The sequence below is a fragment of the Paenibacillus sp. sg306046 genome, from assembly GCF_059821225.1.
On the sequence record NZ_JCAMRT010000019.1, the window covers coordinates 68,504 to 80,414 of the forward strand.

General features: G+C 56.6%; 9 protein-coding genes. 2 read left to right on the top strand and 7 right to left on the bottom strand.

Features of this window, described 5'->3' with window-relative positions:
- Positions 1-207: 207 nt before the first annotated feature.
- Positions 208-1,737: an extracellular solute-binding protein gene (locus AC6ROY_RS18850; protein ID WP_500102140.1), complete on the bottom strand. Its 1,530-nt coding sequence runs from the start codon at positions 1,735-1,737 to the stop codon at positions 208-210.
- A gap of 201 nt (positions 1,738-1,938) precedes the next feature.
- Between AC6ROY_RS18850 and AC6ROY_RS18855 the strand changes: the two genes are divergently transcribed.
- Complete coding sequence (locus AC6ROY_RS18855) at positions 1,939-4,224, top strand: helix-turn-helix domain-containing protein (protein ID WP_500102172.1); 2,286 nt, start codon at positions 1,939-1,941, stop codon at positions 4,222-4,224.
- Positions 4,225-4,401: 177 nt separating this feature from the next.
- The gene (locus tag AC6ROY_RS18860; protein WP_500102141.1) at positions 4,402-4,581 is read left to right on the top strand and encodes a hypothetical protein; all 180 of its coding nucleotides are present in this window, start codon (positions 4,402-4,404) and stop codon (positions 4,579-4,581) included.
- A gap of 313 nt (positions 4,582-4,894) precedes the next feature.
- Here AC6ROY_RS18860 and AC6ROY_RS18865 read toward each other — a convergent pair whose 3' ends face one another.
- The 6 genes from AC6ROY_RS18865 to AC6ROY_RS18890 all read right to left on the bottom strand — a co-directional run bounded on the left by AC6ROY_RS18865 (position 4,895) and on the right by AC6ROY_RS18890 (position 11,665).
- Positions 4,895-6,061 carry a sn-glycerol-1-phosphate dehydrogenase gene (locus tag AC6ROY_RS18865; RefSeq protein WP_500102142.1) on the bottom strand — a complete coding sequence of 389 codons (1,167 nt, stop codon included), beginning with the start codon at positions 6,059-6,061 and terminating at the stop codon, positions 4,895-4,897.
- Entirely contained in the window at positions 6,054-6,203 is a 150-nt protein-coding gene (locus tag AC6ROY_RS18870; protein WP_500102143.1) for a hypothetical protein, read from the bottom strand. The genes AC6ROY_RS18865 and AC6ROY_RS18870 overlap by 8 nt, the downstream gene beginning before the upstream one ends.
- Before the next feature lie 82 nt (positions 6,204-6,285).
- Complete coding sequence (araA, locus tag AC6ROY_RS18875; RefSeq protein ID WP_500102144.1) at positions 6,286-7,770, bottom strand: L-arabinose isomerase; 1,485 nt, start codon at positions 7,768-7,770, stop codon at positions 6,286-6,288.
- Positions 7,771-7,834: 64 nt separating this feature from the next.
- Positions 7,835-9,508, bottom strand: a complete 1,674-nt coding sequence (locus AC6ROY_RS18880) for a ribulokinase (protein ID WP_500102145.1) — start codon at positions 9,506-9,508, stop codon at positions 7,835-7,837.
- 40 nt (positions 9,509-9,548) lie between these two features.
- Complete coding sequence (gene araD, locus AC6ROY_RS18885) at positions 9,549-10,238, bottom strand: L-ribulose-5-phosphate 4-epimerase (protein WP_500102146.1); 690 nt, start codon at positions 10,236-10,238, stop codon at positions 9,549-9,551.
- A gap of 263 nt (positions 10,239-10,501) precedes the next feature.
- The gene (locus AC6ROY_RS18890) at positions 10,502-11,665 is read right to left on the bottom strand and encodes a GntR family transcriptional regulator (RefSeq protein WP_500102147.1); all 1,164 of its coding nucleotides are present in this window, start codon (positions 11,663-11,665) and stop codon (positions 10,502-10,504) included.
- Positions 11,666-11,911: the final 246 nt, after the last annotated feature.

An 11,911-nucleotide genomic window follows, 5' to 3' on the forward strand; every position in this document is an offset into this window, starting at 1 on the left:
CGACATGCTGCACTGCGGCTTGATTATGTTTGCCTGCCGCCGCCTCTATAACCGTACGCTACCGTACAAATTACGGCTACAATCATTTGTTCCGCAGCGCTTGCAGCCACAGTAATCTGGGATAATGATTAGTCCCGAAGGAAGATGACACCTGGCCTCGAACATGCAAAAAAACCGCCGGGCATAAGGCCCGACGGCTGTTGTTCGTCACTTCTTGCTGCTTGCTTTAAAGTACGCCTGCGTATATTCGTCCATCACCCGCTGGCCGCCGCTTCGCTTCCACTTGTCGATTTCCTGGCGGAATCCAGCCTCGTTCAGATGACCGAGCACATAATTATACGTGGCGTCCGAAACAATTTTGTACAGCTCCATACTTTTTTCATCATAAGTTTTCGATTCGACACCGACCATCGGGTCGTGAACGACAAATTTCTCGTTATCTTTCACCAACTGCTCGGCCTGCTCGGTTAGCGAGGCGTTTTTGGTCACCTCGATGACATTCGGATTGTTCAAATCAGCAATCATCAGCACATAAAAAGCGTTGACCTCCGACGCCCGCAGCTGGGAGGTTTCCTCCGGCAGCACAACGTGGCCGTTTTCCAGCTTATAATGGACGTCCTGCACCCCATAATGCATCAGATTTGCTACGTCCTTATCCATGGTCCGGTCGAAAAAAGCCAGCATCGCCTTCAGCTCTTCTTCCGTCTTGATCGCTTTTTTGGAGAACAAATACAAGGCGCTGTAATTCGGAATCGACCAGACGCGGTAACCGCTCGGACCTTCAATCCGGTTCACCAGCGCAAATCTGGCCTTCGGATTGATCGCTCGGGCCTCGTCGGACAGACGCTGCACATCGGTCATGCTGCCGATATACACGCCCGCGTAGCCGCGGATAAACTGATCACGCTGTACCTCCTTGCTTGTCACGGCAAAATCGCGATTAATCAGCTTCTCGTCATAAAGCTTTTTCACAAAATTCATCGTATCCATGTACGCCTTCGTCTCAAACTCAGGCACAAGCTGGTTATTCGCAACCATCCAGTTATTCGGCGCGCCGAAGTAAGAGCTTAACGTTTTGAATGCGCCAAACACAAGATCATTGCGGTCGGTCAAGCCAATCGTATCGTTTTTCCCGTTGCCGTCAGGATCATCGTTCGTAAATCGGCGCAGCACCTCGTACAGCTCCTGGATCGTCCGCGGCTTGGCGAGCTGAAGCTTGTCCAGCCAATCCTCGCGAATAATAATGCCTTGCCGCGAGGACGGCCGCTCCGTGTACAGCCCGTATACCTTGCCGTCAACCGCCGACTGCTGAAGAATTTCCTTATCTAAATGCATCAGGTTCGGATACTGCTCCAGATACGGTCCGATCTCCCAAAACGAGCCGGAGCGAACAGCGCTTTTCAGCAGCAAATAATCCGTATACTTGACATAGGTTACCTTTTTCATCGAGTTGGTCGTCAGCGCAGTATTCATCTTGTCTGTATAGATGCCATCGGACACCCATTCGACTTCCAGCTTCGTTCCGGTCAGCCGCTCAATCTCGCCGATCAGCTCCTGCTTGGGCGAATGGGGAAAATGCAGCGGGGCCATAATGGATACGACCGGGCGGTCAGCTTGCGTCTGCTTGTCCGCCGGTGCAAGCTTGTCGCTGCAGCCTCCGATGATCATCGCTACCATCAGCAGGATGATAACGGTCAGGCGAGTCGCCGCCTGGGGCACCAACTTTTTTCTCGGCATGTCCACTGAACCTCCCTTGTGTAAGCCAATCATTTACGTCATAATGTCATTTAGACCATAATCCAACAAGATGATTATTGGACATCTCCGATGATTATTGCTGCCAAACACCGGGTTTACTACAATGGATTATACGGCTTTTGACCAGGATTCCTAACGTGAGGTGTACTTCCGATGCGCTCCCTTAGCTTTCTAAGCAAAATGACTTTGTTCGGGTTTCTGCTGAGCACACTTCCCGTATTATTCATCGGCGCTTTTGCTTATGTAACCTCTTCCAACGAGATTCAGAAAAACGCCAGCATGGGAAGCATGCAGCTTATTCACCAAATCAATACAAATGTAGAGCACAAACTTACAACTGTCAACCATACCCTTAATCAGGTATTAAATTCAACCGTACTCAAGAAGGCTTTGAATACCAGGCTCGATGTAACCGATTTCATGACCTATGACGACTTGCGCAAGGAAATCCGCTACATGCAGTCATTCGATACGCGGGTCGAAGATGTCGTGCTGCTGAACCAGCAGCAGAACTGGATGATCAAAAACTCCGGGCTGTACCGGCTGGACACTTACGCCTATCGCCAGCAGCTTGAAGGCTTGATGGATATTCAGGATCAAACGCCCTGGATGCTCACACCCGCCTCCTGGTTTTACAGCGAGGAAAACGCCAAAAGCCTTTCTTGCGACTATACGATCAGCCTTGTTAAAAAGCTGCCGACCACCGGCCTCGAAAAATTGGGCCTCGCGATTGCCAACATCCCGGCCTGCAGCCTGCAGGACTTCATGCCGTCCACCGAGGATGCTTCGACAGCCATTATTATTTTGGACGAAAACGGCCTGATCCTGCTTCATCCGGAGCACGCGCTGATCGGCAAAACACTGCAGGAGGTCGGGCTTGACGATCAGCAGCAAATGATAGGCGAATCGGGCCAATTCAAGACGGAGATGGCAAATAAGCCGTATTCCGCCACGTTTCTGCGCTCGCAGCTGACCGGCTGGACCTACTTGTCGTTGACCTCCATCGACAGCCTGACCGCGCAATCGGGCAAAATCGGTCTGTATACCTTTTATGTGTGCTTGCTGATGCTGCTGCTATCCATGCTGCTCGCCTGGATCGGCTCGCGGCGGATGTATTCGCCAATCCAGGTGCTGCTGAATCAGATCGGCGGGCGCATTCAGGACAAGCGCAGCCGCGGCTCCAATGAGTTCCAGCTGATCGGCGAGCAGGTCACGCATCTGTTCCAGTCCAAGTCGCAGCTGGAAAAGGAAGTGCGGCAGCATGTTCATCAGGTTCGCACCTTTTTCCTGTTCAAGCTGTTTCAGGGCAAGGTCAAGCAAAGCGAGCTGCTGGACAATCTGGAGCAGTTCGGCTACGGCGACCGCAGCGAGCGCTGGCAGACGATGATCGTCATTACCCTGCAAATTGATTCCATCGACAATACACGTTATGAGCGACGCGATCTGGATTTGCTCCTGTTTGCCATCCATAACATTATCGAGGAGCTTGTGCCTGCCGAGCAGCGGCTTGCGCCGGTCACGATCGACCAGACAGTCGTCACCCTGCTTGGCAGCAATGAAACGGACCCCGAGCAGTTCCGGAATGCGATCTATGCCATTACAGAGCATCTGCAGCAGCAGATCGGCAGCTACCTGAACCTGCAGGTGAGTATCGGCATGAGCTTGCCGATTCAATCGTTTTCGACCGTCCAGATCGCTTACCGCGAAGGCTTGGAAGCGCTCCGGCACCGGATCAAGCTCGGCGAAGGAATTATTATCCAGTATGACAACATGGATGCCGGACGCCATTACTTGAACCTGAATTATCCGAAGCAGCAAGAAAATGAAATGCTCGACGCAATCAAGCTGGCCGACAAGGACCGCTCCCGCGAGCTGCTCAGGCAGCTGCTGCACACCGTCTTTTCCGTAGAGCTGACCCCACAGGAATATCAGGTGCCGCTGGCCCGGCTGCTGAACAATTTGCTTATTGCGATGCAGGAATCCGGCATCGGCATGCATCAAATCCGTTCCAATCAGGGCTCTCTGTTCGAAGAGCTGTTCCAGCTGTCCATCGCCTCCGAGATTGAAGACTGGTTCTGGCAAGGCGTCATCCAGCCGATGGTGATTATTTTCCGCGACCGGCAGGAAGCGCAGTACCACAACATTTCCGAGAAGATGATCGACCTTGTTCAGCACTACTATGACACCGATCTGACGCTGGAGGAATGCGCTTCGCGCCTGCATTATAATGCCAACTATTTGAGCAGCATTTTCCGCAAGGAGACGAATTACTCCTTCAGCGAATATTTGATCATGTACCGGTTTAATATGGCGAAGAAATGGCTGGCGGAAACCGATATGCCGATCAAAGATATTGCCGAACGGCTGCGGTATACGAATCCGCAAAACTTCATTCGATCCTTCCGCAAGCAGGAAAGTATGACGCCCGGCCAATACCGGACGAAAAGCGCTTCGCAGACCCATTGACATGCTGCGTCATGAGAAAGGCTCATGAGCTGGCGGAGCCTGACAAGCGATTCAGCGGACAATGGCAGCGGTTTGCGGCTCATTTTCACTTTTTTTCAAAACTTAATGTCAAGTTGGCTAATACCTGCATATATATGTTTTGTTGGATATTTTTCAAAGCGAGGGAGCTGGCTTGGCATGATGGCAACGAAACAATTGGAAGTGCGCGGCGAGAAGGAGTACGCGATTCAAGTATTGGAGGAAATGGGGCTGAACCAGATTGCGAACTGGTTGAGCATTTTGCCGGAGGACCGCTGGCAGGAGCTTTTTGTCGCCCAATGGCCGATTCTCGCTAAAAAATGCGGAATTCGCGACTGACCTGTACATACATTCAGGGACAGCGGCTTAACAGGGTCAGCATTCGTCCGGCTGCATCAGGACAGCGCCCCGCGGCGTCTCTATGAGCTGTGCAAAATCTGCGTACAGGCAGGGCAAGCTGGTCAAACGCACAAAACCTCGGATTTCCCGCATACAGGGACTCCGAGGTTTTTGCTTATATCTCCTACTTCTCGCATTGCTTCTCGTCGAAGGAAGGCATCTCGCCGCTGAACTACCGCAAAAAATGCACCGGCCGCGTCTGAGCCGCGCATCGCAGGCCGGCCCGCGTCCATACGTGAAACGCTAGACTCGCCTAGCGCTCGTTAATCGCCCGCAGCAGCGTCCAGCGGTTCAGCCGGATGCGGTGCGCGTCGCGCAGGCTGCCTTCGAACAGCTCGCGCTCCACGCCCAGCTGCTCCAGCGTCGTCGGCCCGCCGACCTGCTTCAGCAGCCGCCGCAGCTCGTCCGCCGCCGGGACCAGCGCCAGCTCTCGTCCGATTTCCTCATGCCACGGCTGGTCGGCAAATAATCCCTCACTCCACAGCCGGTGGTAATAGGCGGATATTTCCGCGCAGGCGACGCCAACCTTCGCCCCGTGCAGCAGCTGGCGGCGGCCCTGGCGGATGTACGACATCTCCCACGCGTGGGACAAATGATGCTCTGCGCCGGACGCCGGATGCGACTGTCCAAGCGCCAGCATCGCCAGCCCGGATTCGATCAGCGCTTCAATCAGCACGCGCTGGCCCAGCTCCGTCCGGCCGCCGATCTCCTCCGCATGCTTGACGCAGGCCAGCAGCGCCTGCTCCGTAATGGCAGCCACTTCGTCGAGATACGGCTCCCCCGCGGTGATCCGGCCGAATTTCCAGTCGAACAGCGACGTGTATTTACCCAGCATGTCGCCGAAGCCGGCTGCCGTCATCGCAGCGGGAGCCAGCCGTAAAATCGCCAGATCGGCGAAAATCGCCTCCGGTCCAATCGCCGCAACCGTAATTTTGTCGCCACGGATCAGCAGCGGCGCTCCCTTGGACGTAAACCCGTCTACCGACGGCGCAGTCGGTACAGAAATGAACGGCACTCCGGACACGTAAGCGGCGTAGCGGGCAATATCGTGCAAGGTGCCTGCTCCGACAGCAAGCACAGCTTCGGCTTGAAGCGGCTTCAGGTCAAGCAGCACCTGCACAACCGATGCTTCGTCCGCGACGACGTCGCCCTGCGCATTCGGTAGTACCAGCGTCGTCACAACCGTTATGCCGCTTGCCAGCAGCGCCTGCTCCAGCCTTCGGCCTGCAGCCTCATAGGTCAAGGCGTCGGCGACCAGCGACAGCCGCTTGTAGCCCCGCCGCTGCGTGAAGCCGCTGACGTGATCGAGCGCCCCCGTTTCAACCACAATCGGATCGGGAAACGTGGGAAACGGTATCGCTGATCCGCTCCCGGCTGTTGTCTGCAGCCTGGCGGCCAATGCCGTCAATCTTTCACTCATGAACATCCGCTCCTTCCGTAAATAACCGGTCGATCGCAGCCCCGTGCAGCAGGCTGCGCTTCCGGCTGCTTGCCGATGCGGCTTCGCGCTGAAGCTGCGGCAGCGCAAGCGCAAGTACAAGCACAGCCCTGACCTGCATCATCCGACGCAGGATCAGGGCTGAACAGAACCGGCAGGCGAATCAGTCTTCGCGCCGGTTAAACACGTCCGTGCAGGAGCTGCAATCAGCTCCGGCCAAGCCGCCAAGCCATGTCGTTCAGACGAAGCTCGTTGCGGAAGGCGCGTGTTGTCGTATTCTCATCAATAATAACACATTCAATGCCAACCATCTCGGCAAAATCAACAAGCTGCTCGGTCGTAACCACATAAGAGAAGCCGGTGTGATGCGCGCCGCCTGCCAAAATCCATGCTTCCACGCCTTCCTTCAACGAAGGCTCAACCTTCCACAGCACGCGCGCCACCGGCAGCTTAGGCATTTCCTCCTGCGGATCAACGGCAACAACCTCATTGATCAGCAACCGGAACCGGTGGCCGAGATCCACGATCGAGGCGTTCAGCGCCTTGCCCGATTTGCCATTGAATACCATGCGCGCCGGGTCTTCCTTACCGCCGATGCCGAGCGGATGCACCTCCAGCTTCGGCTTGTCAGCCGCAATCGTCGGGCATACCTCCAGCATGTGGGAGCCAAGCACCAGCTCATTTTCCGGATCGAGATGGTACGTGTAATCTTCCATAAACGAAGTGCCGACATTGCCCGCGATAATTTTCATCAAGCGGACGAGCGCCGATGTCTTCCAGTCGCCTTCGCCGCCGAAGCCGTAGCCTTGCTCCATCAGCCGCTGAACGGCAAGTCCCGGAAGCTGCTTCAGTCCGTGCAGGTCCTCGAACGTCGTCGTGAACGCGCTGAAGCCGCCTTCCTCCAGGAATGACTTGAAGCCCAGCTCCAGACGGGCCTGGTACCGAATCGACTCCAGATCGCCCGGCGACTCCGGCAGCACATACTGCTCGCGGTATTCCGCCATCAGCTCATCCAGCGCTTCCTCGCTGACCGCATTGACGCGCTCGACGAGATCGCCGACGCCATAGCCGTTCACAGCCCAGCCGAACTTGATTTGCGCTTCCACCTTGTCGCCTTCGGTGACAGCTACCTGCCGCATGTTGTCGCCGAAGCGGGCCAGCTTGAGCACACGGCTTTCGGCAAATGCCACCGCCGTACGCATCCAGCCGCCAACGCGCGCGCGAACGGCCGCATCCTCCCAATACCCGACAACCACCTTGCGGGAAACGCCCATCCGGGCGCCAATAAAGCCGTGCTCGCGGTCGCCGTGCGCCGCCTGATTCAAGTTCATGAAGTCCATGTCGATGGAATCCCATGGAATGTCACGGTTGTATTGCGTCGCCAGATGGAGCAGCGGCTTCTGAAGCTGCGACAGTCCGGCGATCCACATTTTCGACGGCGAAAACGTATGCATCCAGGTGATGATCCCTGCGCAATTGTCGTCGGCATTGGCCTGCAAAATAAGCGAGCGGATATCCTCCGGCGTCGTCAATACGGGCTTGAACACCAGCTCGTACGAAACCGCCTCATCGGCATTTAAGCCTGCGGTAATGGTGCGGGAATGCTCATTGACCTGCTCCAGCGTCTCCGGTCCGTACAAGTGCTGGCTTCCGGTAACGAACCAAAATTGATACGGCTTAACTGTCAGCATAACGAAATTCCTCCTCTGGGATCATTAAGAATAGCTTTGCTGTAACTTATAAATGGATATAATCCTAACCAAGTGCGTCTTCCTTCAGCGCCTTCAGACGCTTCATCACGTCGTTGCCGCCGCGGCCGAAATAATCGTGCAGCTTGACATATTCCTGGTACAGCTTCTCGTAGACAGCGACATTTTCCGCAATCGGCTTAAACGTTTCCTCGCGTACCCGGCCCATCCGTTCAGCCGCTTCGACAACAGAATCAAAGCCGCCTCGCTCCTTGCCCGCCGCTACCGCGCCGAACATGGCAGCTCCAAGCCCCGGAGTTTGCTTCGATGCGGCAACCTTGATCTCGCGGTTCGTCACATCGGCATAAATTTGCATCAGAAGCCGGTTTTTCTGCGGCAAACCGCCGCAAGCATACAGCTCATCAACCGTCACGCCGTTGGAATGGAACGCATCCACAATTACCCGCGTGCCGAAGGCGGTAGCTTCCAGCAGCGTCCGGTAAATTTCCTCCGGCTTCGTCAGCAGCGTGCAGCCGACGAGCAGCCCCGTCAAGTCGGTATCGACCAGCACGGACCGGTTGCCGTTCCACCAGTCAAGCGCCAGCAGACCCGTTTGGCCCGGCTTGTAAGCCGCCGCGCGACGCTCCAGCCATTCATGAACGCTTACGCCGTCCTGCGCCGCCGCATCCTTCACATAACCCGGAACCGCTTCTTCCACGTACCATTCGAAAATATCGCCGACCGCGGACTGACCGGCCTCATAGCCGTAGTAGCCGGGGATAATGCCGTCCTCGACGACGCCGCACATGCCCTCTACCTGCTTCTCCTCGGTGCCGAGCAGCATATGGCAGATCGACGTGCCCATCGCCATCACGAGCTTGCCGGGCGTCACGACGCCGACAGCAGGCACGGCCGCATGCGCATCCACGTTGCCGACAGCTACGGCGGTGCCTGGACGCAAGCCCGTCAGCGCCGCCATTTCTTCCGTGATCTCGCCCGCCTTCGTACCGAGCGGCATGATTTCGCCGCGCAGCTTGGTCGTCGTCAAGTTCTCCAGACGCGGATCAAGCGCGCGGAAGAAATCACGACTCGGGTAGCCATCCTGCTTGTGCCAGATCGACTTGTACCCGGCGGTGCAGCTATTGCGGCGCACTTGTCCGGTCATGCGGAAAATGACCCAGTCCGTCGCTTCCAGAAACAGGTCGGCCGCTTCATACAGCTCCGGCGCCTCATTTGCGATCTGCCACGCCTTCGCCATCATCCACTCCGACGAAATTTTGCCGCCATAGCGGGGCAGCCAATGCTCTCCCCGGCTCGCGGCCGTTTCATTAATCAGATTGGCCTCGTCCTGCGCGGCGTGGTGCTTCCACAGCTTCACCCAGCTATGCGGGTTCGTCTCATAACCGGGCAGCAGGCACAGCGGTTGTCCGGCCGCATCCACAGGCAGCATCGTGCAGGCCGTGAAATCAATGCCCACCCCGACGATATCGTCAGCGCTGACGCCGGATTCGGCCAGCACGGCCGGGATCGACAAACGCAGCACCTCCACATAATCCGCCGGATGCTGCAGCGCCCAGTCCGGCTCCAGCTTCACGCCGCTGCCAGGCAGCTCCTCGTCAATTACGCCGTGCGGATATGGCGTCACATGGTCCGCCACTTCCGTGCCATCTGTCAGATCGACCAGCACGGCGCGTCCGGATTGCGTTCCGTAATCGACGCCGATTGCATATTTTTTTCCCATTGCTGCGTTCCTCCTTATGGTGAGGTCTGCGGGCTGCTGATCAGCCCTGACCGTAATAGGCGTTAGCTCCATGCTTGCGCAGGAAATGCCGGTCCAGCAGCTGCTGGTCCATCGGCTCGGCATGCGGATTCAGCGCTAGCGTCCGCGAAGCGATCTTCGCCACTTCCTCCAGCACGACGGCGTTATGCACAGCCTCATGCGCATTTTTCCCCCACGTAAACGGAGCGTGGCAATAGACAAGCACGCCCGGAATACGCAGCGGATCACGATCTGCAAACGTTTCCACGATCACATTGCCCGTTTCCAGCTCATAAGCGCCCTGAATTTCCGCGTGCGTCATCGGACGCGTACACGGAATTTCGCCGTAAAAGTAGTCGGCATGCGTCGTACCGAACGCCGGAATCCCTTTGCCGGCCTGCGCCCAGCTCGTTCCCCACGGAGAATGCGTATGCACGATGCCGCCGAGTCCCGCAAACGCGCGGTACAGCACAAGATGCGTCGGCGTATCCGAAGACGGCTTGAGATTTCCTTCCACGACACGGCCGTCCAGGTCAACAACGACCATATGCTCGGCTTTCATTTCCTCATAAGGCACGCCGCTCGGCTTGATGACAACGAGTCCTTGCTCCCGGTCGATGCCGCTGACATTCCCCCAAGTAAATGTCACCATCTTATATTTGGGCAACTCCATATTGGCTTCCCATACTTCCTGCTTCAAACGCTCCAGCAACCTGATCGGCTCCCTTCGTTCTTGGTTCCTTCCACCTCATTATACACTTGTACGTACAAGTTGAACAGAGCCAAATTTAAAAATGACAGGGTGCTCCCGCCGGTTCGGCTCCACAGCTTCCGGCCCAAACGACTCCAAAGCCAAACAGCCCGTCCGGCGCTTGCCGACAGGCTGTTGTTGATATGAGGCTATGTGACGAAACGTATGCCATTGTTCCAGATGAAACGACGACAGCGTGCAGTCCCGGTTTTCGGCACACCTTCTTACTCGCTCTCACGAAAGGCAACGGTAGACTCCCGCACAACAAGCTCCGGCACAAAGACGCGGTCCTTCCCCTCGGCGGCCGCACGGCGGCTACTCGCTTCGCGCCCCGGCTTCGACTCCGCTTCGTTCAAGCTGTTTTCAATCAGATCAATGAGCAGCGCAGCAGCCTGACGGCCCATCTCCGCCTTCGGATGCGTCAGCGTTGTCAGCTTCACTTCCGTTGCGGTAGCGAGCCACGAATCGTCGAAGCCGATAATTGAAAGCTCGTCCGGCACAGACAGCTTGGCCTGACGGGCCGCCTCCAGCAGCCTGACCGCGAGCTGATCGTTATACGCGACGAACGCGGTGGGACGGTCGTCGCCCTCCAGCATACGGAGCGCCGCCTCATACGGAAGCGTGCCGCTTTCCTCGGTCGTGTAGCTGGTAACCGAATCGGCGCGCAGCGGCAAGCCGTAGTCGCTGAAGGCGCGCAAAAATCCTTTCAGTCGGTTCGAGCCTTGCAGGTCATCGGTTTTGAAAAAGCCCGCGATCGCCCGATGCCCGAGCTGGATCAGATGCTCCGCCGCCGCATAGCCGCCAGTTTCGTCATCGACACGCAAGCAAGGACAGCTCAGCTCCGCGTAACGTTCGTTAATCATAACAAACGGAATGCCGTGCACCTGCAGCGAAACGTACAAATCGAGATTCGGATTGCCCTGCGCGCTGCGGGTCGGCTCGATAATAAGCCCGCTCAGCGGTTCGCCGAGCAGCAGCTCCAAATTTTCGCGCTCCTTGCGCTTGTCATTGTCCGTGCTGAGCAGCATCAGCCGGTAGCCTTGATCCCGGAGCACCGACTCCGCGCCGCGCACGATATGGGGGAAAATATAGTCCGAAATATACGTCGTCATCATGCCGATTGTCCGCACCGGCGCTGCGGACGCCATCGGCTGCGGACGCGCAGGCTGCTCTGCCACAAAGGTACCTTTCCCTTGCAGGCGGTATAGCCAGCCTTCCTGCTCCAGCTCGCCGAACGCCTGGCGTACCGTCTGCCGGCTCATGCCGAATCGTCCGGCGATTTCATGCTCGGAGGGCAGCTGGTCGTGGGCTTTCCACTCACCCTCGCCCAGCCTGCCCAGCAGCTCCTGTTTTAATTGCCTGTACTTGGGCATTGGTTTGTCGTTCATGCTACACCTCTGGCAAAGCGCTTCGCGCGATTCATGTGCAGCTATTATAACACAAAACACTTGTACGTACAGGTTTAATCCCTGCGGGGCTTTAAGCCACTCCAACCTAGCGACGGGAATAATCCCGTCGCTTCTTTCATTTCCAGAATCGTCCTTCACATGTCTAAAGCCAGACCGTTGATGGGCCTAGTCATTCCTCTCTGAATCTGCAATCCCACTAACAAATGCTACAATCCTGCTGCACAT